This window comes from Bradyrhizobium septentrionale, assembly GCF_011516645.4.
Lineage (GTDB): Bacteria > Pseudomonadota > Alphaproteobacteria > Rhizobiales > Xanthobacteraceae > Bradyrhizobium > Bradyrhizobium septentrionale.
This window is the reverse complement of record NZ_CP088285.1, coordinates 6,504,125-6,527,039: the sequence shown is the minus strand read 5'-3', so window position 1 is coordinate 6,527,039 and position 22,915 is coordinate 6,504,125. Positions and strand designations below refer to the sequence as shown.

Sequence of the window (22,915 nt, the reverse complement as noted above, 5' to 3'; positions counted from 1 at the left end):
TCCATTCCCTCCATTATTATCGATTGTTAAACACGCTGTACCTCACCACGCGGCGTAACCGATCAAAGCAACAGCTGCGCGCGGACATTGTCCGCATTGACCTCCTCGCCGGCCAGCGATCGCGTGATCTTGCCCTTTTCCATGATGTAGCAGCGCTGGGCGATCGCCAGGATGGTGTCGAGATTCTGCTCGACGAAGATGATCGTCGTCCCAAGCTCGGTGCGGAACGATTGCAGCGCCTCGCAAATGTGTTGCACGATCGACGGCTGGATGCCCTCGGACGGCTCGTCGAGGATCATCAGCGACGGGTTGCCGATCAGCGCCCGGCCGATCGCAAGCTGCTGCTGTTCGCCGCCCGACATGGTGCCGGCGATCTGCCGCCGGCGCTCCTTGAGGCGCGGAAAATACGTATAGACCAGCTCCGGCAGCTTCTTGCCGTCGGGTCCGCCGATCAGCTCGCCGACCTGCAAATTCTCCTCGACGCTCATCTGCGGGAACACGTCGCGGCCCTGCGGGATGTAGCCGAAGCCGGCGCGCGCCCGCGCGTCGGCCTCGAGCTGCGTCACGTCCTGCTCCATGAAGGTGATGGTGCCGCGCCAGCTCTGCAGCAGGCCGATCAGGCATCGCATCAGGGTCGACTTGCCGACGCCGTTGCGGCCGATCACGCCGACGATCTCGCCGCGCGAGACCGACATGCTGACGCCCTGCAGGATCGGCGTCGCGCCGTAGCCGGCCCAGAGTCCCGACACGTCCAGAATGCGATCAGTGGGCATGGGTCTTACCCAGATAGATTTCCGCGACTTTCTCGTCTTCAAGAATGGCTTCCAGACTGCCGCGCGCAACGATCTTGCCAAGATGCAGAACAGTGACACGTTGCGCGACCTGACGCACGAACGCCATGTCGTGCTCGACGACCAGCACCGTCATGCCCTCGGCATTGAACGACTTGATCAGTTCGCCGGTCTTGTAGGTTTCCTCCGGCGACATGCCGGCGGTCGGCTCGTCCAGCAGCAGGAGTTGCGGCTGCAACGCCAGCGCCATGCCGATCTCGAGCCATTGCTGCTGGCCATGCGACAGCGCCCCCGCGAGCTTGCCGCTGTCGTCGGCCAGATTGAGCAGCGACAACAGCCGCTCCTCCTCGACGCTGCGTTCGGCGCCCGAAAGCCGTTCCTGGAGCGCGATCTGGATGTTCTGCCGCACCGGCAGTTCCTTGAACACGCTCGGCGCCTGCATCTTGATGCTCATGCCGCGTTGCACCCGCGCGTAGGGACGCTCATTGGTGATATCGATGGAGTCGAAGAAGATGCTGCCCGCGGTCGGCGGGTAGAGGCCGACGATCAGCTTGAACAGCGTGCTCTTCCCCGCCCCGTTGGGCCCGATCAGGCAATGGACCTCACCGACATTGACCGTCAGGTCGACGTCGGAGACGGCGGTCAATCCACCGAACCGCTTGGATACGCCTTTCACATCGACCAGTGCCATGATTCAGGTCTCATCCGATTGCAGACGGCCGGCGTCCGCCAGCGCGGGGCCTTCGTCGCGCCGCCGGCGGCGGGACCACCAATCGACGACGAGCTTGCCGATACCGAGCACAAATCCCTGCGGCGCCAACATCACGGTGGCGAGCAGAAGCACGCCCATCAACACCAGCGCCGCCTGCTGGCTATAGACCGTGATGGTCTGGAAGCCGAACAGCAGCAGGAACGATCCAACCAGGGTCGCGGTCAGATCGTTGCGTCCGGAGAACGCGACCCATACGATCGGCATCGCCGCCGCTGGCAGGCCGATGCTGGAAGGCGTAATGAACTGCCCCCAGGACGTGTACAGCGCGCCGCTCAGCCCTGCCAGGCCGCTGCCGATCACGAATGTCAGCAGCTGATACTTGCGGACGTCGTAGCCGAGCATTTCCGCGCGCTGCGGATTTTCCCGCGTCGCCACGATCACGTTGCCGATGCTCGAGTTCACCAGCATGCGCAGCGCGATGTAGACGATCACGATCAATGCGATCATGACGTAATAGAGCGCCGATCCTTCGATGGTGAAATCGCGGACGGTGAGCGGGTCCATCCCCTTCATGCCGTTGAAGCCGTTCAGCCGGGCCGGACCGATATGCCATTCCGGTCCGGCCGTCTGCCCGAGGAAGAAGGCAAGCACCAAGGTCGCCGACAGCGTCACGATGCCGAAGAAAATCCCGCTGATGCCGCCCCAGATCATGAAGTAGCCGAGGATCCCGGCCGCGATCATCGCGATGAGGACGGAGAGAACGAGCGCGGCGATCGTCGCCGTTCCCCCGCCCATGTTGATGGCAAGCACGCCGTAGCCGTAGCCGGCGATGCCGAAGAAGAAGGTCTGGCCGAACGACAGCATGCCGCCGTACCCCCACATCAGGCAGAGGCCGAGCGCCATGAAGATCCAGATCAGGAAGTAGGCGAAGTTACCGACATCATAGGAGTCGGCAAACAACGGATAGATCAGCGCGCCCACCAGCACGGCAAGGAAACAGGACCAGAAGATCTTGCCTCGTCCGAGCGTCTGCGGACCATCGAGCAGCTTGAACATCCAAAATTCCCGTCTAGCGGCCACGGCGAACCAGCACGCTGGATAGTCCCTCAGGCAACACACGTATGATCAGGATGACGGCAAACAGCATGCCGATCTGCCCGATGATCTGGCCATAACTCGCATTCAGCGCCATCCTGATCATCGCCAGGAACACCGCCGCCGGCGCGGTTCCGAGCAGGACATTGGCGCCGCCGATCACCACGGTGACGAAGCTCTCGACCACGAAGGTCGCGCCCATGGTCGGGATCAGCGTCATGGTCGGCGCGTACAGCGCGCCGCACAGCCCCGCGAGCGCCGTGCCGATCCCGAAGCTGATGGAATAGATGCGCCCCGTGCGCGCGCCAAGCGCCTTCGCCATGGCCGCGTTCTGCATCGTTGCGCGCGCGATCACCCCGAAGCGCGTCTTCATGAAGATGATGTAGAGGCCGGCCAGCACCGCCACCGCACAGCCGAACAGCACAAGTCGGTAAGTCGAGAACGTGTAGCCCCCGATCGCAAAACTTCCTTCGGGCGTTCCGATGCCGCGCACCGCGGAACCGACGATCAACAGCATCGACTGCGTCACGATCAGGCTGAGGCCCCAGGTTGCGAGCAGTGAATCGAGCGGACGCTTGTAGAAGCGGCGGACGATCAGGAACTCGACAATCATGCCGATGATCCCCGCGGTCAGTGCGGCCAGAATCTGGGCGATCGGAAGCGGCACGCCGAGGTTCACGAGCCCCACGGTCACATAGGCGCCGCACATGATGAACTCGCCATGCGCCATGTTGATGACGCCCATCATGCCGAACACGATGGCAAGGCCTGCAGCCGACAGGATCAGGAACGCGAAGACGTCGGCGAACTGATAGAATAACGAGAAGAGTTCAGCCGACATTCCGGTCTCCGTGATCACGGCGCCGCATCATTGCGGCGCCGGCTCGGTTCAAAATCGTAATGCACAACACGAGCAAGAATCGTGCCCGCGCGCGTCACGATTTGTTGGGAAGATGACTCGGCGTGTACTGGTCCTTGTCGTTCTTCTTGGTGAGATCGCAGCCGATCTCGCCCAACCAGTACGGCTGGATCGTCCCGTAGTCCTTCTCGACGGTTACCTCATGTTTGGGCCCGACCGAGATCAGGCGCATGCGGTGCGAGGTATGCTGGCTCTTCGGATCGATGCAGACCTTGCCCTCGGGAGCGTCGATGCAGGCATCGCCTGACGCGATCACCTTGCGCATGTCCTCGAGCTTGGTCGACTTCGCCTTCTCGACCAGCGTCTTGTACATGTAGAGCGCATTGTAGGCGTTGTAGCCCATGTCGTTGATGTAGAGCTCGTCGGGGAACTTGGCGTGCCAGCGCTTCTTGAAGTCGTTGGCTTCGGGGGTGTCGATCTCCTCGAACCAGTTGGCGGTCGCATGCATGTTGTTGAGCGCCGGCGGCTTGAACCGCTTGTGCTCGAAGCCGAGCATGACCTTGATCGAAGACCCCATCGGCAGATTGAGGTTGGCGGCAGCCGCCTGCTCGAAGAACGAATCCTGCGCGGCGCCGACATTGATGGTCAGCAGCCAGTCCGGCTTTGCCTTCTGGATGTTCTGGATCGTCTGCGCGAACTGCGACACGCCGAGCGGGATGAATTCCTCGCCCACGACCTCGCCGCCGAGATCCTTCATGATCTTACGGTTCCACTCCGCGGAAATCTGGCCGAAATTGTAGTCCGCGGCGATGACGTAGACCTTCTTGCCGAACTTCTGGACCATCCAGGGGATCAGGGTCGAGAACTGCTGCTCCGGCACCGCGCCCATGCTGATCATGCTGGCGTCGCAAACGCCGCCTTCATACTGGTTGGTGTAGAAGTACGGCGTCGTGGTGCGATCGACGATCGGACGCAATGCCTCGCGCGAGGCCGAGGTGATGCCGCCGATCAACACGTCGACCTTGTCGCGATTGAGCAGCCGGCGGCCGAACTCCTGGTAGCGGGCATTGTCGCCCTGCGGATCTAGATGGATCAACTCGATCTGCCGCCCGAGAATGCCGCCGCTCTTGTTGATCTCCTCGACCGCCAGCTGCGATCCGTGCAGCTTGGGCATACCCATGAATGCAAGGTCGCCGGAGACGTCCTCCAGCAAGCCGATCTTCAACGGCGGCTCGGCTGCCCGGGCGCTACCTATTGCTGCCGTCGCCATCACGGCACCAAGCAAAGCTATTCCGACTACACGCCCCGAAATCATCGCGATGTCCTCTCGTTAAAGGATGTTGGAAGTCACGCCTTGAGGTAATTCTTCAGAATCGACGCCCCCATCGTGTATTTGGGGTCGACCATGTTGCCGAGCCGCATGCGGCCGGCCTGGCTGAGCAGCATGTAGGCGTCGATCTCGTCGAAGCCGTAGTCCGCACTCATCCACCGCACCAACTCGCGATAGGCGATACGCGCCGCATCTTCGAGCGGCCGTGCGCTGCCGATCGTCATGATGAAGTCGCGCGTCTCGAGCCGCGGCCAGGCAAAGCTCCAGTTCTTGATCAGATCGACCTGCAGCGTGACGGTCGCGCGCTGCTCGAGCGCGACACCTGAGAGCTCGCCATCGCCTTGCGTGGCGTGGCAGTCGCCGACATAGAGCATGCCGCCTTCGGTATGCACCGGAAAATAGATGATCGCACCAGGTGCGACGTCGGGCAGATCCATGTTGCCGCCGTGATAGTCGGGCTGCAGCGAGGAGATTGCCTCGATTTCGGGCGACACCCCGATGGTGCCGATGAAGGGCTCGTAGGGCAGCGTGATCTTGTCGTTCCAGCGTATGCCGTTGCGGTCGACATGCAGCTTTTTCACCCGCTCGGGCAGCGGCGGATTGAGCAGTGCTGTCGATGCGGTCCCGACCAGACCGCCGAACTCCGGAATGATGCAGGTGGTGCCTGCCGGCTGTGCGCCGCGGGTCTCGACGTCGCGGATATAAACGGCAAGGCAATCGCCCTTCCTGGCACCCTTGACCGCGATCGGCCCGCATTGCGGGTTCAGGTAAGGAAAATTCAGTTTCGCCGTCGGGCTGTCGGTCTCGCTGGTGAGCACGCCGCCGAAGGCGTCTTCGGTCTCGACGACCACCACCCCGCCGGGATCGATCGACAGCGTCGGCTTCGCATAGGGTCCATAGACGTAGTGGAAGCCGCCCTGCTGCTCGATCGTCAAACTATGGGTCGTGCCGGTCGCGCCCTTGGCGACAGCCCGCTTTGCCATGATGGAACTCTTCAACCAGTCTTCGGTCATACGAACGGCTCCTTCAGATCGCGGGATGGCTCTTGTGCCAGTCGGTGACGCGCTGGAAGGCATCGCCTGCACGAACGAGACTTGCCTCGTCGAAGTGACGGCCGACGAACTGGAACGCGACGGGACCACCGCCCGGCGCGAAACCGCCGGGAAGCGTCACAGTCGGACTTCCGGTCATGTCGAACGGACAGGTGAAGCGAAGCAACCCGGCAATCAGCGACGCGTCCTCGCCAAGCGCGGCCATCTTGGCCAGCGTCGGCGCGGCAAATGCCTGCGCCGGGACGGCGATCAGATCGACCGTCTCGAACAGCAGCCGCACCGCGCCGCGGAACGCTTCGCGCCGCAGCACGATCTTCTGATAGTCCATGCCGGATTGCGCCCGGCCGAGGTCGAGCAGGCCCGCAAGCCCGGGGCCGTATTCGTCCTTGCGCGCGGGATAGGTCTCCTCGTGCGCCACAGCCACTTCGATGCCGCACAACGGGAACCAATCCTCGATCACGGCCTTGGGATCGGGGAACGTGATGTCCTTGATCTTCGCACCGAGATCGGCGGCAACACGCAAACCTTCGCTGAGCACCTTGCCGGCGGCATCGTCGGTGCCTTCGCTGGTCCAGCGCCGATCGACGCCGATCGTCACGCCGCGCAGGTCTCCGGTGAGACCAGCGAGATAATCCGGCACGGCCAGCGGCACCGACGTGGTGTCCTTGGGATCCTGGCCAGCAATCACGGCGAGGATCGCGCCGCAATCGGCCGCGCTGCGCGCCATCGGGCCGATGTGATCCAGCGTGGCCGCAAGTTCAAAGGCGCCGTAGCGGCTGACGCGGCCCCAGGTCGGTTTCAGCCCGGTGATGCCGTTGGCGGCCGAGGGAAAGCGGATCGACCCGCCAGTGTCGGTTCCAAGCGACCCAAAGCAAAGCCCCGCTGCGGTGGCGACGCCGGAACCGCTCGAGGACGCGCCCGACCACAGATCGGCATTCCACGGGTTCTTCGGCGGATCGATCTTCGGGTGATGATCGGCATAGGCGCCCTCGGTCTGCTGCAGCTTGCCGAGGATGATGGCGCCGGCATCCTTCAGCCGCGCGACCACCGTGGCGTCCTCGCTCGGCCGGAAATCGCGATGGATGGTCATGCCGTGCGCGGCTGGAGCGCCCTTGACCCAGCACAGGTCCTTGATCGCGATCGGTACGCCGTGCAGCGGACCCTTGACCTTGCCGGACGCGATGTCCTTTTCGGCCGCCGCCGCTTCCGCAAGCGCCGCATCGGCCATCACATAGGCGTAGCTCTTGAGCTTGCCGTCGAGCTGCTCGATCCGCCCGAGCATCGCCTTGGTCACTTCGACCGGCGAGAGCTTCTTCGCCTGGATTTGCTGCCCGACCTCGATCAGCCCGAGATAGTGAAGTTCCGTCATCGTCTCGCATCCCCGCACTTGACATGACGCAAGCGCAGGCACTGCCCATCACCGCGCATGCGCCTCCGGCTTGGCGACACGGAGGTGTCGCCAATTTGTTTAGCGGCAAAAGCAAAAAGCCACCCGCCCCTCCGAAACGAAGGTGACGAATGGCTCAAATGCCGCGGCTATGAACTATCGCATTGGGCCCGGGATCGAACGGAGCACTCTGCACGGCGACCGGGACGTCATCGGCCAAATCGACGCGCGCAAGTTCGACAGGAAGCCCTGTAGGAGAAAATTCTAAGGAAGTGTGCAGCGCGTTGTCAACGAGGCTGGCTGCACAAATTTCGCGAGGTGCATGCGCAGCAAAACGGCATGACCTCTTGCCCCGACCTCTGCGAAGATGGTTTGCTTCGTGAATTCAATGAAAGTCGTCGATGACAAAGCCGTCCATACCAGTTGGCATCATCTGCTCGCAACACGGGCCCTATCAGGCCATGGGGCGCGAGATCCTCAAGAGCGCGATGATGGCGGTCGACGAGATCAACGAGCAGGATGGCTTCGATTTCTCGATATCAGCGCATGTCCGCGATCCTCGCGGGGTGATTGCGGAATACCATACGGTCTGCGACGACCTCATTCGCAATGTCGGGGTCGAGCACATCATCGGCTGCTACACATCGGCCTCGCGCAAACAGGTGCTTCCGATCGTCGAGCGCACCGACCGACTGCTCTGGTACCCGGCGCGCTACGAGGGCTTCGAATGCTCCGACAACGTCATCTATGTCGGCGCCTCGCCCAATCACAACGTGCTGCCGCTGGTGCGCTACGTGCTCGACAATCTGTCGCGTGAGATCTTCTGCGTCGGCTCCAACTATGTCTGGACCTGGGAAACCAATCGCGTCACCCGCGAGCTGGTGACGGCGGCGGGAGGTCGCATTCTCGCCGAACGCCTGCTCGAACTCGGTGAGAGCGCGGTGACGCACATCGTCGACGAGATCGTGCGGCGCCGGCCGCCGGTGGTCTTCAACACGCTGGTCGGCAGTTCGAGCTATGATTTTATCCGTGCCTTTCATGCCGCAACCACTGCAGCCAACCTCAGCATTCCCATGCTGAGCTGCAGCCTGTGCGAGCCCGAGCTCAAGATCGCAGGCCCGGCATCCGCCGGATGCATCACATCATCAGCCTATTTCGAAAGCATTCGCCTGCCCGAGAACAAGGCTTTCGTCGCACGCTGGAAAGCCCGTTACGGCGAACACAGCAGCCCGTCGGTGGACGGACAATCCGCCTATGTCGCGGTCTATCTCTTGGCCCGCGCGCTGCAACGCGCCGGCACCTCTGATATCGGCGAGGTGCGGCGCGCCGCTGCCGGCCATCGCTACAATTCGCCACAGGGTCCGGTCTGGATCGACGATAGCAACAACCACTGCGTCCTGACGCCGCGGCTGGCCGTCTCCAACGCCGAAGCGCAGTTTGACATCTTCTGGGAAGCCGAGGCTCCGGTTAAGCCTGATCCTTATCTGACGCAGCTCGACGTCGCCGCCAGCCCCGCACGGGATGCAGCGTCGCCGAATGCGCCGCATTTACGGGTTGTGAAATGAGCAAACCGTCTTCATTTTCGCTGCGCGGACGCAAGGCGCTGGTCGCCATCAAGGACGAGCGCGATGCCTCGATCGTCAAGCGCCAGTTCGAGCGTCTCGGGATCGAGATCGTCACATGGGAGCCCGGCGCCAAGATCGACTGCCGACCGGACGTGACGCTGATCGACGACGAGTTCCTGCCGCTGACCTCACCGGCGCAGCGTGCGTCGCTTGGGCGAAGCCCGGTCATCGCCCTGCTCGGCACGGAGACGCCGAGCCGACTGAAGCTGGTGCTCGACCTCGATCCGGCGTCATTCCTGGTCAAGCCGCTGCGCTCGGCGGGCATCTATGCCGCCCTCGTGATGGCCTTCGAACGGAACGAGCGCACCAACGAGCTGAAGCAGCAAGTGGTCAAGCTCGAACAGCGGCTTCGATCCCGTCGCATCGTGCTCGCCGCCGTGCTTCAGGTCATGCACACCCATGCGCTGGCCGAGCCGGCCGCCTTTGCGCTAATCCGGCGGGCAGCCATGGAACAGCGCAAGACGATCGAGGACATTTCTGCGGAAATCACGGCAAAGGGCTCCCTGCCGCGGGCGATAGGCTAGCTCCCAGGACTATTTCTTCAGTTCCGCGTAGAGCTGCATGACCCGTTGCGGCAACACCTCGATGCGCGGCACGCGAAGCGCATAGCGCTCGCCAAAAATGCGATCGAGCTGGGGAAATCTGCCTTCACCGATGCCAAATGCAAAGATATCGGTGCTGCGCCGCCGCAACTGCTGGGCGGCACGGCGCGCGTCCTCCACGAGATATTGCGGATCGGGTACGTCGATATCGGAGGGCTCGCCGTCGGTGAGCACCAGCAGCACCTTGCGGAATGCACGCCGCGCCGCGAGGTAGCCGCCCGCGTGGCGCAAGGCCGCACCAAGCCGGGTGGAATGGCTGCTGGCAACGCCCGCGAGACGCGACCGAACCACCGCGTCCATCGGCTCCTCGAAGTCCTTGATGCGCAGATAACGCACGCGATCGCGGCCGTCGGAGCTGAAGCCATGCACCGCGATCGCGTCATTGGCCGCCTCGACCGCCGTCGCCATGATCGCAGCGGCCTTGCGCTCGACATCCAGCACGGTTCGGCCGCGGCGGTCGCGGTCGGCGGTCGATTGCGACAGGTCCATCAGCAGCAGGATGGCGAGATCGCGCGGTCCCGGCGCATCGCGCTGATAGACCCTGGGCTCGCCAGTGTTACGGGCACGCCGCTCGATCGTCACGGCGACCGCCGCATCGATGTCGAGCGCCTCGCCGTCGCGCTGGCCCTTGTGGCGGATGCGGCGGCCAATGGACGCATCGCGGGTCAAGCGTGTGACCCAGCGCATCGTGTCCGTGTCCGCCGGCAGATCGAACGGCTTCGCAGAAACAGCGGCATCAGCCTCCAGAATGGTGGTCCAGTCCGCCCGCTCGGCCCGCGCGGCATAGTCCCATTCCGGATAGGTTGCGGCCGGAAATCCGTCCAGCAGCGTGACCGCGCTGGCCTTCGCGCGCAGCGTCTCGTCCGGCCTGGCGTTGTCGTCGGTCGACTGTGCGGCTGGATCATCGCGCCGCTCGATCCGCACGGAATCGACCGCGAGCTCGATCGTCTCGGCCGGGCTGTCCGGCTGATCGCCGAAATCCCACAGCGCCAGATTGTCGTCGCGGTAGGCGGGCTCGACGACGTAGCTCTTGGCGTTGAACTGCAGCCGCATCTGCCCGATGTCATTGCCGAGCAGACCGCCGATCTCGCGGCTGATGGCGGGATCGGTGCAGCGATCGGCGGCGGCAGCAAACAGCTGTTGTCCCTTGGTTATCCACGCATCCGAATCCCGGTAATCCGGGTCGATCAGCGCCCGCGCCAGCCGCGTCAACAGCCCGGCCGCAGTCGCCTGGCCAGACGGCGTCGCCGTGTGAAATGGCAGCCACAGCCGGCGCAGCCCGGGCAGTTCGCGTAGCGCCAGCGTCTCGATCCTGGCATCCTCGATCAGCGAGACCAGCGCGATCTGCAGCGCCTTCAATCGACCCACGGGAAAGCGGACGGTGGAATGCACCAGATGCGCCCCGGCGTGCGCGACCGCTGCGAGATAGATCGCGTCCGCCCCCTCGCCTTCGAAGCCGGGAAAGGTCTCCGGCAGGCCGATGAAGCCGGCGGCGAGCGAGGTCCGCCGCGGCACCGGCGTCGGTGCAACGGCCAATTTGCGGAAACGTGATTTTCTGTTCCACAACGCAAGTGCGGTCGCGGTGAGACGCTTCTCCAGCCGCGCATAATCATCCGCCATCCGCCCGGCTGCGAACAGACGCGCCGACAACGGATCGTCGAGCGCGAAATAGGCCCGCCGCCGCGCCGCGCGGCCGCCGCTCGCGCGCAAGCCGGCGGAGACCCAGGCGGAAAACGACTCGCCGTCGGACTGTGCCAGAAACGGCTCCAGCCGAACGATCGCAAGGCCGGCCGACTCCGGCCCGGTATCTGCGAGTTGGCTGAACGCGGCGAGAACCGCGGTGAGCTCTCCAGCACCCGCAAGCCGCGGCAGCACCTTGGACAGCTCAGTCAGCAGTGCGTGAGCGACGCGGCTTCCGGCGCTGCGGCCGATGTCGCTGACCGTACGGCCGATCGCGACCAGGTCGTCGGCCGGTCGCTGCACCGGCCAGCGTTCTGATAGCCTGAGAAAGCCGAGCACCACGGCTGCGCCGAGATTGGCCGCGAACAGGCTGTGCACAGCCTCATCCCAGGCCGCGAGATGATCGGACGAAACGACGGGCTGCAATGCGGCGCGCGCCGCCTGCACGGCCGCAGCGATCTCGTCGTGACCGCGCAACAGTGCCGCAAGCCGGCGTCCGGACCGGAAGCTATCGAGCGAACTGATTTGCACGACCGCCACCTGCCGACTTCCGCTCACGCAGAGGCCGAGATCACGTCGCGCAACGTGTTCCTGGTGTCCGCATCATCGGTCAGGGGAACGACGATCGTGGTCTCGCACGCCTTTTCGAGGCTGATGCCGCATCCGATCAGCCGGCCGGCATTGACCAGCATCCGGGTCGAAGCGCCTTCGTCGAGGCCCTGGCCCTTCAGGTTGCGGCTGTGCTGGGCGATCTTCACCAGCAGATCGGCGAGGTTGGGCTCGATGCCGGCCTCGCGCGACACCACCTCGGTCTCCGCCGATCGGTCGGGATATCCGAAATCCAGCGCCGCAAAGCGCTGCTTGGTGGATTCCTTGAGGTCCTTGATCGCGCTCTGGTAGCCCGGATTGTAGGAGATCACGAGCTGGAAGTCGGAATGGGCGTGGATTAGCTCGCCACGCTTCTCCAGCGGCAGCACACGACGATCATCGGTCAGGGGATGGATCACGACGGTGGTGTCCTGGCGCGCCTCGACGATTTCGTCCAGATAGCAGATCGCGCCAAGGCGCACGGCCGTGGTGAGCGGACCGTCGCTCCACACCGTACCCTGTGCATCGAGCAGCCAGCGTCCCACCAGATCGGCCGCCGTCATGTCCTCGTGACAGGCGACCGTGATGAGCGGACGGCCGAGCCGCCACGCCATGTATTCGATGAACCGGGTCTTGCCGCAGCCGGTGGGGCCTTTCAGCATCACCGGCATGCGGTTCGCATAGGCTGCACCGAACAGTTCGAGCTCATCCTTGAGCGGCCGGTAATACGGCTCCTCCCGGATGCGGTACTGGTCGAGCAGCAAAGCGGGATTGGACAAGCTCACGCCTCCCATGATCGCGCAGGCAACCGTTCGATATTACGATGCGAGCAGTTCCTTGAGCTTGGTGTCGATGAAAGCGACATCGACCGGATTGGTCCCCGGCCCGCCCGCGAAGTGCCCCCAGATCGACGGCACCGGCACGAACTTGGCGTTCGGCATGCTCGCCACTTCGATCTCGCTGTCCTCCGGCGGGAAATAAAGGTCGGTCTGGCCCGGCATGACATAGGCCTTGGCCTTGATGCCCCTCAGCGCGGCCTTGAAGTCGCCCTTGTAGATCTCGTTGGCGCTGATGTCGCCGTTCTGCCAGGTCCACAGCATGGTCAGCAGGTTGTTGGGGTCCTTCGGCAGGAAGAAGCCCTCCCAGAACGCCACCAAAAAATCCTCCAGCGACGAATAGCCTAATGTCTTAATGTCGATCTGCTCGCGATAGAAGGCCTGCGAAAAGCCCCAGCCGGCATAGACCCGCGCGGCGGCGCGCAGGCCGCGGGCCGGCTTGTCGGTGTACCAGCCCTCCTTCCATGCGGCATCCGCCGTGAGTGCTGCCTTGACGCCCTCGAGGAAGACGTAGTTGTGGCGCGAGCATTTTGCCGAGCCGCAGAACGGCGCCAGCAGATCCATCACGTCGGGATAGAGCGCGCCCCAATGGAAGGTCTGCAGTGCACCCATCGACCAACCGACCACCAGACGGATGTGCTTGATGCCGAACAGCTCGGTCACCAGCCGGTGCTGGGCGCGGACATTGTCGTAGGCCGTCACCTGCGGAAAGCGCGGCCCGTTATACGGTTCCGGCGTGTTGCTCGGCGATGACGACAGGCCGTTGCCGAGCATGTTGGGTATGATGATGAAGTATTTTGCCGGATCGAGTGCCATGCCCGGTCCGATCAGCCATTCATTGTCGTAGTGCTGGCCGGAGTACCAGGTCGGATAGACGATCACGTTGTCCTTGGCCGCGTTGAGCTGGCCAAACGTCTTGTAGGCGAGCTTGCAGTCGCGGATGGTTGCGCCGCGCTGCAAGGTCAGATTGCCGAGATCGTAGATCTGATAGTCGACGCTCATTGATGCATCCTTTTTGCTTGATTGAGCCTGTCGCTTATGCGGGACGCGCCACCTTTTCGGCGGACGACTCCACCCGTGCGATCGCCCCGTACACGATGCCGGCGACCAGCGCGGCCGAGATCGCAGTGGACAGCCCCGGCATCAGGTTTTCAACTGCAAAGGCGCACAGCGACCCGATGCCCCAGGCAATGAACGGCTTCGCACGCCAGTCCACGTCCGCCCGCGCACCGGCGCGCAGCAGGTACTGATCGACCAGGATGATCGCGCCGATCGGCGGCACGAGGATGCCGAGCAGCGACAGCCACTGGATGAAGAACGCCCAGACATTTCCTGCCGCAACGACGATGCCGATGGCACCGAGTATCACCGCCATCAAGCGCATGTTGGTGCCCAGAATGCGCGACCAGCCGGTGGCCGCATTATACAGGCAGTGCGAGCAGACCGAGCCGAGATTGGCGTAGAGAAAGATGAACGCGAGAATGCTGAGCCAGGTCAGCTGCTTGCCGTTCATGTAGCCGAACATGTTGTCGACGCCGAACGGATTGGCGTTCGGCACGGCGAGCGCCGCGGTCATCACGCCGCCGACCAGCATCGCCACCAGATTGGCAAACGGAAACGCGCTGAAGGTGGCAAACAGCGATGATCGTGCGCTCGGCGCCCAGCGGTTGAAGTCGGCAGTCACCGTGCCGGCGTCGATGAACAGCGCGAGCACCACCGTGAGACCGACGCCCATCGACATGCTGGCGACGCCATTGTTGCCGGCATAGGCGAAGATCGCCGCTGATGTCGTGGTCGAGGCGGCGTCGGCCGCGACCCAGAGGCCGAGCACGACGAACAGCGGCACCGACGCCAGCCCGATATAGTGCAAGCCCTTCACGCCGACGAAGGTGATGGCGATATAGAGCACGCCGGCCACGACGGTCATCGCCACATAGTTGAGGCCGTAGGTCGAGGAGATCAACGCGCCCGTGATGCCGGTCTGCACGGCGTACCAGCCAAGCAGCAGGGTCGACAGCAGGCCCGACGCAAGCACATAGCCCTTTTTGCCGAACACAATGCTCGCGATCAACGCGAAGTTCATGCCGCGCCGGGTGCCGATCAGGCCGAGCGCGCCCACATAGGCGAACATGATCAGATTGCCGACGATCATCGCCACCAGCGCATTCTTGAACCCCATGCCCAGCACGAGCAGCGATCCGGTCATCGCGCCGGTGATGATCATCGGAAAGCCCAGCCACACCATGGTGACCGAGAAGGCGCTGCGCCGGGCGTTCATCGGCACCGGCTCGTGCTCGAACTCGTGACCGAGAAGGTCGTCGATTTGGCCCTCGGTCTGATGAACCAGCCCGCTATTCGATTGACTGCTCATGCTATCGCCCCTGCTTCCCCTGTTTGGAAATGCCCGCCCTTGCCTCGAACCACGCCGGCGCGAAAACGTCGCGCCGGCGCCGATCGTCGATGTCGCCTAGCGATGCGCGACTTTCTGGTTCGGAATGCCCTCGATCGGACACTCGTCGGTGCCGACAGTCGGGCGGGTCATGGCCTCGACCATTTCCCGCGTCCCCTCGGGATCCGTGATCCAGTTCTTGTAGAAGGTGTAGGGGCAGACCGCGTGGCCGCGGTCACCGTCACCGGAGTTGATCAGGCCGGTATAGCCGCGGTGCATCAGCTTGAAGAGATGGTTCTGCGACTGCATGTTGCGGCGGGCGTCTCGGATCAGCGAGACCGAGAGCTGGGCGTACTGGATGCCGTTGTCCTCGGTGCCGCACTCGCCGAGCGTGCGGCCGTCAAAACCGATGATCGCGGAATGGCCGAAATAGGAATAGACGCCGTCGAAGCCCGAGGCATTAGCGACTGCGACGTAGCAATTGTTGGCCCAGGCCATCGACTTCGAGATCTGGATCTGCTGCTCCTTGGCCGGATACATGTAGCCCTGGCAGCGGACGATCAGCTCGGCGCCGCGCATCGCGCAGTCGCGCCAGATCTCCGGATAGTTGCCGTCGTCGCAGATGATCAGGCTGATCTTCAGCCCCTTCGGCCCTTCCGAGACATAGGTGCAGTCGCCGGGATACCAGCCCTCGATCGGCACCCATGGCATGATCTTGCGATACTTCTGGACGATCTCACCCTTGTCGTTCATCAGGATCAGGGTGTTGTACGGCGCCTTGTTGGGATGCTCCTCGTGGCGCTCGCCGGTCAGCGAGAACACGCCCCAGACCTTCGCCTTGCGGCAGGCGTCCGCGAAGATGCGGGTCTCCTCGCCGGGCACCGACGATGCCGTCTCGTACATCTCCTTGGAGTCGTACATGATGCCGTGGGTCGAGTATTCCGGGAAGATCACGAGGTCCATGCCCGGCAGGCCGAGCTTCATGCCCTCGACCATGTTGGCGATGTTGCGCGCGTTATCCAGCACCTGCGCCTTGGTGTGCAGCCGCGGCATCTTGTAATTGACCACGGCGACGCCGACCGTGTCCTTGCTGCTCGATATGTCTCCATGCAACATGTCTCGTCTCCCTTTCGTGAACGATAATTCCCGCTACACAGCCATGTGCAGCTGGATGAGATCATCGGTGAGCTCACCGATCGCGCCCTTGGCGACGACGCGTCCCTTTTCGAGCAGCGCGAAGCGGTGAGACGCACGCCGCGCGAACGAGACATTCTGTTCGACCAGCACGACCGTGATTCCGCGCTCGCGGTTGAGGCGGACGATCACGTCCTCGATCTGCTCGACGATGTTCGGCTGGATGCCCTCGGTCGGCTCGTCCAGCAGGATGACCTTGGGCTGGGCGAGCAGCGCGCGCGCGATCGCAAGCTGCTGCTGCTGGCCGCCGGAGAGATTGCCGCCGTAGCGATTGAGAAAATCCTTGAGCACCGGAAACAGCTCGAGCACCCATTCCTCGATGCCGTTGGCCGATTTCGCGGCGAAGGTGCCGAGCGTCAGGTTCTCCCGCACGGTGAAGCGCGGCAGGATCCCGCGGCCCTGCGGCACATAGGCGATGCCGGCCTTGGCGCGCTGATAAGTCCGCAGCGGCGAGATGTCGGCACCGTCGAGCGACAGCCGTCCGGTGACCCGGTCCATCAGGCCGAGGATGCTGCGCATCAGCGTGGTCTTGCCGACGCCGTTGCGACCGAGCACCGAGAGGAACTCGCCATTACCGACCATCAGGTTGATGCCCTGCAGAGCGCGGCTGTTGCCGTAGAAGGCGTCGACGTCGGTCAGCTCAAGCATGGCTGATGCCTCCCGATCCGAGATAGGCGCGGCGGACTTCGGGGTGCGCCTCGACCTCCGCCGCGGTGCCCTCGGCCAGCATCTGGCCCATATGCATCACCGAGATGATGTCACCGATCGCCTTCACAAAGCCCATGTCGTGCTCGACCACGATCAACGTGTGCTTGCCCTTCAGCCGCGCGAACAGTTCGGCGGTCTTGCGGGTTTCCTGCGCCGTCATGCCTGCGGTGGGCTCGTCCATCAGGATCAGCTCGGCGTCCTGGGCGACCAGCATGCCGATCTCGAGCCATTGCGTCTGGCCGTGCGATAGGTAGGCGGCGGGCCGATCGAGCTGCTCGGTGAGCCCGACCAGCTCGGCAAGACGTTCAACGTCCGGGCGCCCGGAATTGCCGATATTCCAGCGAAGGTTGCCGAACACGGAGGTGCGGCGCGCCCGGGCCACTTCAAGATTCTCGGAGACCGAGAGCTCGCGGAACACGCTCGGCACCTGGAACTTGCGACCAACACCGGCGCGGGCGATCTCGTATTCCTCGAGATCCTGCAGCGCGGTGCCGTCAAAACTGACAGTGCCGCCGCTCGGCTTGACCTTGCCGCAGATGATGTCCAGCGCCGTGGTCTTGCCCGCGCCGTTCGGCCCAATCAGGCAGCGCAGCTCGCCCTTGCGGACGCTCATGTTGAGACCGTTGATCGCCTTGAAGCCGTTGAAGCTGACCGAGATGTCGCGGAGTTCGAGGTGGGAGGTCATGTGCTGCCCTCCGTCTGACCGACGCCCTGCGCAACGCCACGGCTCGAGGCTTGTCGGCGCTGCACGATCCAGCGCAGGACGACCTGGGCGAGGCCGGCGAGCCCCTTCGGCAGGAACAGCACCACGAGCACGAACAGCGCGCCCATCACCAGCGTCCAGGTTTCCAGGAACGCTGCAGATTCCGACAGCGCGCCCTGCATGCCCGCCACCAGCACCGCGCCGAGGAACGCACCGACCAGGCTCTGCCGGCCGCCGACCGCGCACCACACCACCACCGACAGCGAAATCTGCACGCCAAGGAAGGTCGGCGAAGCAAACTCCATCACCACGGTGTAGAGCATGCCGGCGAGGCCTGCGATCGCGGCCGACAGCGCGAACACGAAGATCTGGTAGAGCGCGACGTCGTAGCCGAAATAGCGCACCCGGCTCTCATGGTCGCGGATCGCCTGCACGATCAGGCCGGCCCTGGACTTCGTGAAGGCAAAGGCCACGAGCAGGCTGAGCAGCACGCAAGTAGCAACGAGATAATACGTAGCGCGGCCATAGGCATCGAACGCGACGCCGAAGATCTCGAGCTGGGCGAGATCGGTGATGCCGTTGAAGCCGCCGGTGTAGCTCTGCTGGTCGATGATCACGAGATTGATCACCACCATGGTGGCGAGCGTGATGATCGAGACATAGACGCCGGTCACACGTCCGCGGAACATGAACCAGCCGAGCGCCGCCGCAACCAGCGCCGGCACGAGCAGGCCCGCCGCGATGGCGAAAGTCAGCGAGCGGAACGGCTCCCAGAACCATGGCAGGTGCGCGACATTGTTCCAGACCATGAAGTCCGGCAGCCCGCTGGCCCCCGTATGCACCGGCACGGTCTTGAGCTTCAGCGCCATCGCCATGGCGTAGGAGCCGAGCCCGAAGCTCATCGCCTGGCCGAGGTTCAGGATGCCGCCGAAACCCCAGGACAATCCGAGCGACACCGTGAGGATGCCCAGCACCAGATAACGCGCGACCTTGTTGAGCAGGAAGTCATTGTTGAGCAGCAACGGCAGCGCGAACACCAGCGCGCACACGATGAGCAGCGGTGCAAGCTGCGCGATCAGGCGCTGCAATCCGCTGGAGGTGGTCGCATTCGACGGCATGAATGAGCGATCTGTCTCAGGCCCGCACGCGTGCGGTGAAAAGCCCTTCGGGGCGGAAACGGATGAGCACGACGATGGCGAGCAGCACGATTGCCTTTGCCACCGTGTCGTTCTGCAGGAAGGCAATGCCGCCGGAGAGTTCGCCGAGGATGAAGGCGCTCGCCACCGTGCCGGCGAGGCTCTGCACGCCACCGAGCACGACCACCATGAAGGCATCGACCACATAGCCGGTGCCCATATCGGGCGACACGCTCTTGAGCGGCGACACCAGTGCGCCGGCAAGGCCCGCAAGTCCGGCGCCATAAGCAAACGTCAGCGCATAGACTCGCTTGGCGTTGATGCCGAACGAGGCGGCGACCGAACGGTCCTGGATGATGGCACGCAGCTTCATCCCGACCGTGGTGCGGTTCATCAGCAACCAGGTCGCCGCAAACAACGCGATCGACACCACGAACAGGAACACCCGATACGACGATATCGGGATGCCGAACACGTTCATGCTGTCGGACAGCGCCGGCGGCAGCTGCACGTAGCGCAACTCGCTGCCGACCATCAGCCGCACCGCCTGCTGCAGCATGATGCCGACGCCCCAGGTCGCAAGAATCGTATCCAATGGCCGGTTGTTGAGCAGGCTCAGGACGTAGCGTTCGATGACCCAGCCGAACGCGGCAACCACCAGGAAGATCGGAACCAGGCTCGTCAGCAGGCTCCACCCGAAATAGGTGTGAAACACCCAGGCGGCGTAAGCACCGAGCATCACGAACTCGCCATGGGCGAGATTGATGATGCCCATCGAGCCGTAGATGATCGACAGTCCCAGCGCGACCAGCAGCAGGATCGACCCGATGCTCAGCCCCGTGACGATTTGTTCGATGAATTGGTCCACGTCGGGATCCGCTCTTCAATGTTCATTTGGTGCGCCCCGCCCCTCGCACGCATGCATGCGAGAGGCGCATTTGGTGCGGGATGCCGGCCGCCGGCGCCGCACGCCGACGGCCGTCATCAGCCCCGTCGTCAGCTCTTCTCGACCAGGCCCTTCTCGGTGCAGGACTGCCCGGGATAGGCCGCGTAAGGCACGGGCTTCAGCCATTCCTTGGATTCGACGAGAATCTCGAACTGGCCGTTCGACTTCGCTTGGGCAATCTTCGGCCATAGCCAAGTGTGCAGGTTCTCCGGCTCGATCTGGACCTTGCCCTGCGGCGCAATCATTCCCTCGCCCTTGACCGCGTCGCGAATGTTCGGCGGCGTCAGGTCGCTGGTCGCAAGCTTCTCGACCGCCTGCTTGAACAAATAGGTCTGGAAGTAGCAGGCCTCCGACACGAAATGCGTGACCTTGTCGGCGCCCCAGCGCTTCTTGTAGGCCGCGACGAACTTCTCGTTCTCCGGCGACTTGTGCACCATGAAGTACGGCGCCGAGGTGAAGTGACCGGCGGCAGCCTCGCCGCCCATCGCCGCGACCTCGTTCTCGGACGTCGTCAGGCTCGCCATCGGCATCTTCTCGGGATCGAGGCCGGCAGCGCGATACTGGCGATGCAGCGCGACCACGGAATCGCCGACCACGGTGGAGAAGATCACGTTCGGCTGGGTCGAGCGGATCTTGTTGATGACGGAAGAGAATTCTGAATGGCCGAGCGGCACATATTCTTCCGCGACGACCTCGCCACCAAGCTTCTCGAGCAGCTTCTTGCAGTAGTTGTTCTCTTCCTTCGGATAGATGTAGTTGGAGCCGATCAGATAGAACTTCTTGCCGAACTTCTTGACCAGCCAGGGCACGAACTCGTCCTGCTGCTGGTTCGGCACCGCGCCGGTGTAGATCACGTTCTTTGAGCACTCGCGGCCTTCATAGAGCGTCGGATACCAATAGAGATTGTTCTGCCGCTCGAACACCGGGAGCACCGCCTTGCGGCTTGCCGAGGTGTAGGAGCCGAACACGCTGACGCATTTGTCGCCGACGACGAGCTTGCGGGCCTTCTCCGAGAAGGTCGCGGGATCGGACGCGGGATCCTCGACGATCGGCACGATCTTGCTGCCCTTGATGCCGCCTGCGGCGTTGATTTCCTCGATGGCGAGCAGCGTCGCCTTGTTGAGCGATTCTTCGATGATCGCGGTCGTTCCCGTCAGCGAGAACAGCACGCCGACCTTGATTTCGCCGCCGGCTGCGTAAGCGAGGTCGGCGTTCTTGATCCAGATGTGCGGCAGTCCGGCGCCGGCAAACGCGCCAAGCGCCGCGGTATTCCTCAGCAAAGTCCGCCGTGAAATGCTCATCCCTAGCTCCCTTCAGGACTGAAAAAACAAAAAGCCCTCCCGATGCGCGCTTACGCGAGCATTGGGAGGGCTTTGTTGCCGGTTGTGTCGAAGGCGGCGCTGTCGCCGCCGGCCCCGCTATTGGGGCTTACTGTTGATGATCGTAGCCAAGCAGTTCGAACGAGTCAACAATCGCCGCAGCGACTGCACTTGCCGACACGCGACGATCCATCGCCTGCCGTCTGATGAAGCCATAGGCTTCGGTTTCCGGCATCTGCCGCGTCGCCATCAGAATGGCCTTGGCGCGTTCCACCGTGCGCATCGAGCGCAGATTGTCGTCGAGCTTCTCGATTTTGCTGCGGAGCCGCCGCTCATAACCAAATTGACTGCGCGCCAGGACGAGGCTCGACAACACCGCATTCTGCGTGAACGGCCGCGGCAGAATGGCGTTCGGCGTCGCATGACACAGCGCGTCGGCATGAACGGTCTCCGTCGCCGGCAGGATCACGACCAGCGCGGAGCGCGCGTCGCCTGGAATCCACGGCAGACGCCGCGCCAGATCAGGTGAATACTCGCAGTAAACCACGTCCGCATCGGCCGGCACGCTCTCCGGCATCGGCCAGACCTGACGCACCCGCATCCGGAACCGCTGCAACTCGCGCAGCAACATGCCGACCTGATCGTCGACCGGCGCGACCACCACCGCCGACAAATCGGCAAGTTCCTGAACCATGGTCTTGCGCCCGCCGACGTCTCGGCTCAGCGTCGGCTTACGCGACATTTCGTTCATTGGACGCTTCCTGTTTGCGTTGCACGACCGTATCCGATCAGGAACGGATCGGCATGCACCGGCTCCTTCGACTGGCTGACGATATCGAACTGCCCGTTGCGATTGGCACGCCCGATCCGGGTCCACAGATCAGTATGCCCCGACATCGGGTTGACTGTCACCGCCCCTTGCGGCGCATCAAAGCTGGTGCCGAACACCATGGAGCGCAGCACTTCCGTGTCGAGCGAATTGACCTGTTCGAGCGCCTTCGCGAACAGATGCAGCTGGAAATAGGACGATTCGGCGCACATGTTGGTCGAGACGTCGGCGCCGAATCGCTTCTTGAAGCGCTGCACAAATGCGTTGTTGGCGCTGCCCTCGACGCCCTGGAAATAAGATGCCGCCGTGACGTGCCCCGCGCCGACGTCGAAGCCCATCGCCGCAATTTCGGCTTCCGTCGTGGTCAGGCTGGCGATCGGCACCTGCTTGGGATCGAGCCCGACATTGGCGTAGGCCTGATAGAGGAACACGGTGCCTTCGCCGACGACAGTCGAGAAGATCACGTCGGGCCTGACGCGCTTGATGTCCTGGATGATCGGCACAAAGTCCTGCCAGCGCGCATAGACATTGACATAGCGCTCGCCGACCACCGATCCGCCATTGGCCTTGAGCAATTCGCGCATCACGCGGTTGGATTCGCGCGGATAGATGTAATCCGAGCCCACGAAATAGAACCGCGTTCCGAACGTATCCATCAGATAGCGGCACAGCGCGAGGCTGTTCTGGTTCGGTGAGGCGCCGGTGTAGATGACGTTCGGCGACGCCTCGAAACCTTCGTAAAGCGTCGGATACCAGAGCAGGCCGTTGAGCCGTTCGACCACCGGCAGCACGGCCTTGCGGCTCGACGAGGTGTAGCAGCCGAAGATCGTACTGACCTGGTCCTCGACCATCAGCCGCTTGGCGAAATGGCCATAGGCGGCGGAATCCGAGCCCGGATCGTAGGCAACAGGAACCAGCTCGCGGCCGCACACGCCGCCCGCCTCATTGACCTCCTCGATCGCGAGTTGCGTGCCCTGGTACTGGGTCTCCTCGATCACCGACATGAAGCCGGTTCGCGAGAACAGCACTCCTATCCGCCACGGAGCGGACGTCGTTTGGGTAAGGTTCGACATGATCAGGCCCTCAACAGAGTTGGAGGGACGAGAGGGATTATTGTTCTTGTTGCTCTCGAAC

The 22,915-nt window shown here is 63.4% G+C and carries 21 protein-coding genes; 2 read left to right on the top strand and 19 right to left on the bottom strand.

Features of this window, described 5'->3' with window-relative positions; translation table 11 throughout:
- Nucleotides 1–62: 62 nt before the first annotated feature.
- From HAP48_RS32735 to HAP48_RS32705, 7 genes are all read right to left on the bottom strand, one after another.
- Complete coding sequence (locus tag HAP48_RS32735; protein ID WP_166203992.1) at nucleotides 63–773, bottom strand: ABC transporter ATP-binding protein; 711 nt, start codon at nucleotides 771–773, stop codon at nucleotides 63–65.
- Nucleotides 763–1,482: an ABC transporter ATP-binding protein gene (locus HAP48_RS32730; RefSeq protein WP_166203991.1), complete on the bottom strand. Its 720-nt coding sequence runs from the start codon at nucleotides 1,480–1,482 to the stop codon at nucleotides 763–765. The genes HAP48_RS32735 and HAP48_RS32730 overlap by 11 nt, the downstream gene beginning before the upstream one ends.
- A 3-nt stretch (nucleotides 1,483–1,485) precedes the next feature.
- Nucleotides 1,486–2,559 carry a branched-chain amino acid ABC transporter permease gene (locus HAP48_RS32725; protein ID WP_166203990.1) on the bottom strand — a complete coding sequence of 358 codons (1,074 nt, stop codon included), beginning with the start codon at nucleotides 2,557–2,559 and terminating at the stop codon, nucleotides 1,486–1,488.
- 13 nt (nucleotides 2,560–2,572) lie between these two features.
- The gene (locus HAP48_RS32720; protein ID WP_166203989.1) at nucleotides 2,573–3,439 is read right to left on the bottom strand and encodes an ABC transporter permease subunit; all 867 of its coding nucleotides are present in this window, start codon (nucleotides 3,437–3,439) and stop codon (nucleotides 2,573–2,575) included.
- 94 nt (nucleotides 3,440–3,533) lie between these two features.
- Nucleotides 3,534–4,727, bottom strand: a complete 1,194-nt coding sequence (locus HAP48_RS32715; protein ID WP_224496711.1) for an urea ABC transporter substrate-binding protein — start codon at nucleotides 4,725–4,727, stop codon at nucleotides 3,534–3,536.
- A 77-nt stretch (nucleotides 4,728–4,804) separates the two neighbouring features.
- The gene (locus HAP48_RS32710) at nucleotides 4,805–5,800 is read right to left on the bottom strand and encodes an acetamidase/formamidase family protein (protein ID WP_166203988.1); all 996 of its coding nucleotides are present in this window, start codon (nucleotides 5,798–5,800) and stop codon (nucleotides 4,805–4,807) included.
- 13 nt (nucleotides 5,801–5,813) lie between these two features.
- Nucleotides 5,814–7,208 carry an amidase gene (locus HAP48_RS32705; RefSeq protein WP_166203987.1) on the bottom strand — a complete coding sequence of 465 codons (1,395 nt, stop codon included), beginning with the start codon at nucleotides 7,206–7,208 and terminating at the stop codon, nucleotides 5,814–5,816.
- A gap of 419 nt (nucleotides 7,209–7,627) precedes the next feature.
- Here HAP48_RS32705 and HAP48_RS32700 point away from each other — a divergent pair, with 419 nt between their 5' ends.
- On the top strand, nucleotides 7,628–8,791 hold the full coding sequence (locus HAP48_RS32700; protein ID WP_166203986.1) for a transporter substrate-binding domain-containing protein: 1,164 nt from the start codon (nucleotides 7,628–7,630) through the stop codon (nucleotides 8,789–8,791).
- Nucleotides 8,788–9,375 carry an ANTAR domain-containing response regulator gene (locus HAP48_RS32695; RefSeq protein ID WP_166203985.1) on the top strand — a complete coding sequence of 196 codons (588 nt, stop codon included), beginning with the start codon at nucleotides 8,788–8,790 and terminating at the stop codon, nucleotides 9,373–9,375. Before HAP48_RS32700 ends, HAP48_RS32695 begins: the two co-directional genes overlap by 4 nt.
- Nucleotides 9,376–9,384: 9 nt before the next feature.
- Here the strand turns inward: HAP48_RS32695 and HAP48_RS32690 are convergent, their stop codons facing one another.
- The 12 genes from HAP48_RS32690 to HAP48_RS32635 all read right to left on the bottom strand — a co-directional run bounded on the left by HAP48_RS32690 (nucleotide 9,385) and on the right by HAP48_RS32635 (nucleotide 22,854).
- Nucleotides 9,385–11,673, bottom strand: a complete 2,289-nt coding sequence (locus tag HAP48_RS32690) for a nitric oxide reductase activation protein NorD (protein WP_166203984.1) — start codon at nucleotides 11,671–11,673, stop codon at nucleotides 9,385–9,387.
- A 14-nt stretch (nucleotides 11,674–11,687) separates the two neighbouring features.
- Complete coding sequence (locus HAP48_RS32685; protein WP_275948993.1) at nucleotides 11,688–12,500, bottom strand: CbbQ/NirQ/NorQ/GpvN family protein; 813 nt, start codon at nucleotides 12,498–12,500, stop codon at nucleotides 11,688–11,690.
- A gap of 39 nt (nucleotides 12,501–12,539) precedes the next feature.
- A complete protein-coding gene (locus HAP48_RS32680) occupies nucleotides 12,540–13,559 on the bottom strand; it encodes an alpha/beta fold hydrolase (RefSeq protein ID WP_166203982.1) in 1,020 nt (339 codons plus the stop codon).
- 34 nt (nucleotides 13,560–13,593) lie between these two features.
- Nucleotides 13,594–14,928, bottom strand: a complete 1,335-nt coding sequence (locus HAP48_RS32675; protein ID WP_166203981.1) for a purine-cytosine permease family protein — start codon at nucleotides 14,926–14,928, stop codon at nucleotides 13,594–13,596.
- A 96-nt stretch (nucleotides 14,929–15,024) separates the two neighbouring features.
- On the bottom strand, nucleotides 15,025–16,062 hold the full coding sequence (locus HAP48_RS32670; RefSeq protein WP_029080622.1) for an aliphatic amidase: 1,038 nt from the start codon (nucleotides 16,060–16,062) through the stop codon (nucleotides 15,025–15,027).
- Nucleotides 16,063–16,095: 33 nt separating this feature from the next.
- Entirely contained in the window at nucleotides 16,096–16,788 is a 693-nt protein-coding gene (gene urtE, locus HAP48_RS32665) for an urea ABC transporter ATP-binding subunit UrtE (RefSeq protein WP_166203980.1), read from the bottom strand.
- The gene (gene urtD, locus HAP48_RS32660; RefSeq protein ID WP_166203979.1) at nucleotides 16,781–17,533 is read right to left on the bottom strand and encodes an urea ABC transporter ATP-binding protein UrtD; all 753 of its coding nucleotides are present in this window, start codon (nucleotides 17,531–17,533) and stop codon (nucleotides 16,781–16,783) included. The genes urtE and urtD overlap by 8 nt, the downstream gene beginning before the upstream one ends.
- Nucleotides 17,530–18,669: an urea ABC transporter permease subunit UrtC gene (gene urtC / locus HAP48_RS32655; protein WP_166203978.1), complete on the bottom strand. Its 1,140-nt coding sequence runs from the start codon at nucleotides 18,667–18,669 to the stop codon at nucleotides 17,530–17,532. The genes urtD and urtC overlap by 4 nt, the downstream gene beginning before the upstream one ends.
- Nucleotides 18,670–18,685: 16 nt before the next feature.
- On the bottom strand, nucleotides 18,686–19,555 hold the full coding sequence (gene urtB / locus HAP48_RS32650) for an urea ABC transporter permease subunit UrtB (protein ID WP_166203977.1): 870 nt from the start codon (nucleotides 19,553–19,555) through the stop codon (nucleotides 18,686–18,688).
- A 128-nt stretch (nucleotides 19,556–19,683) separates the two neighbouring features.
- A complete protein-coding gene (locus HAP48_RS32645) occupies nucleotides 19,684–20,934 on the bottom strand; it encodes a transporter substrate-binding domain-containing protein (RefSeq protein ID WP_035976739.1) in 1,251 nt (416 codons plus the stop codon).
- 127 nt (nucleotides 20,935–21,061) lie between these two features.
- The gene (locus tag HAP48_RS32640; RefSeq protein WP_029080628.1) at nucleotides 21,062–21,703 is read right to left on the bottom strand and encodes an ANTAR domain-containing response regulator; all 642 of its coding nucleotides are present in this window, start codon (nucleotides 21,701–21,703) and stop codon (nucleotides 21,062–21,064) included.
- Nucleotides 21,700–22,854 carry a transporter substrate-binding domain-containing protein gene (locus tag HAP48_RS32635; protein WP_210292708.1) on the bottom strand — a complete coding sequence of 385 codons (1,155 nt, stop codon included), beginning with the start codon at nucleotides 22,852–22,854 and terminating at the stop codon, nucleotides 21,700–21,702. Before HAP48_RS32635 ends, HAP48_RS32640 begins: the two co-directional genes overlap by 4 nt.
- Between the last annotated feature and the right edge of the window lie 61 nt (nucleotides 22,855–22,915).

What these genes read in the sequence shown, in the direction of transcription:
- HAP48_RS32735 (WP_166203992.1), bottom strand. Translation starts at nt 773, where the DNA reads ATGCCCACTGATCGCATTCTGGACGTGTCGGGACTCTGGGCCGGCTAC.
- HAP48_RS32730 (WP_166203991.1), bottom strand. Translation starts at nt 1,482, where the DNA reads ATGGCACTGGTCGATGTGAAAGGCGTATCCAAGCGGTTCGGTGGATTG.
- HAP48_RS32725 (WP_166203990.1), bottom strand. Translation starts at nt 2,559, where the DNA reads ATGTTCAAGCTGCTCGATGGTCCGCAGACGCTCGGACGAGGCAAGATC.
- HAP48_RS32720 (WP_166203989.1), bottom strand. Translation starts at nt 3,439, where the DNA reads ATGTCGGCTGAACTCTTCTCGTTATTCTATCAGTTCGCCGACGTCTTC.
- HAP48_RS32715 (WP_224496711.1), bottom strand. Translation starts at nt 4,727, where the DNA reads ATGGCGACGGCAGCAATAGGTAGCGCCCGGGCAGCCGAGCCGCCGTTG.
- HAP48_RS32710 (WP_166203988.1), bottom strand. Translation starts at nt 5,800, where the DNA reads ATGACCGAAGACTGGTTGAAGAGTTCCATCATGGCAAAGCGGGCTGTC.
- HAP48_RS32705 (WP_166203987.1), bottom strand. Translation starts at nt 7,208, where the DNA reads ATGACGGAACTTCACTATCTCGGGCTGATCGAGGTCGGGCAGCAAATC.
- HAP48_RS32700 (WP_166203986.1), top strand. Translation starts at nt 7,628, where the DNA reads ATGACAAAGCCGTCCATACCAGTTGGCATCATCTGCTCGCAACACGGG.
- HAP48_RS32695 (WP_166203985.1), top strand. Translation starts at nt 8,788, where the DNA reads ATGAGCAAACCGTCTTCATTTTCGCTGCGCGGACGCAAGGCGCTGGTC.
- HAP48_RS32680 (WP_166203982.1), bottom strand. Translation starts at nt 13,559, where the DNA reads ATGAGCGTCGACTATCAGATCTACGATCTCGGCAATCTGACCTTGCAG.
- HAP48_RS32675 (WP_166203981.1), bottom strand. Translation starts at nt 14,928, where the DNA reads ATGAGCAGTCAATCGAATAGCGGGCTGGTTCATCAGACCGAGGGCCAA.
- HAP48_RS32670 (WP_029080622.1), bottom strand. Translation starts at nt 16,062, where the DNA reads ATGTTGCATGGAGACATATCGAGCAGCAAGGACACGGTCGGCGTCGCC.
- urtE (WP_166203980.1), bottom strand. Translation starts at nt 16,788, where the DNA reads ATGCTTGAGCTGACCGACGTCGACGCCTTCTACGGCAACAGCCGCGCT.
- urtD (WP_166203979.1), bottom strand. Translation starts at nt 17,533, where the DNA reads ATGACCTCCCACCTCGAACTCCGCGACATCTCGGTCAGCTTCAACGGC.
- urtC (WP_166203978.1), bottom strand. Translation starts at nt 18,669, where the DNA reads ATGCCGTCGAATGCGACCACCTCCAGCGGATTGCAGCGCCTGATCGCG.
- HAP48_RS32645 (WP_035976739.1), bottom strand. Translation starts at nt 20,934, where the DNA reads ATGAGCATTTCACGGCGGACTTTGCTGAGGAATACCGCGGCGCTTGGC.
- HAP48_RS32640 (WP_029080628.1), bottom strand. Translation starts at nt 21,703, where the DNA reads ATGAACGAAATGTCGCGTAAGCCGACGCTGAGCCGAGACGTCGGCGGG.
- HAP48_RS32635 (WP_210292708.1), bottom strand. Translation starts at nt 22,854, where the DNA reads ATGTCGAACCTTACCCAAACGACGTCCGCTCCGTGGCGGATAGGAGTG.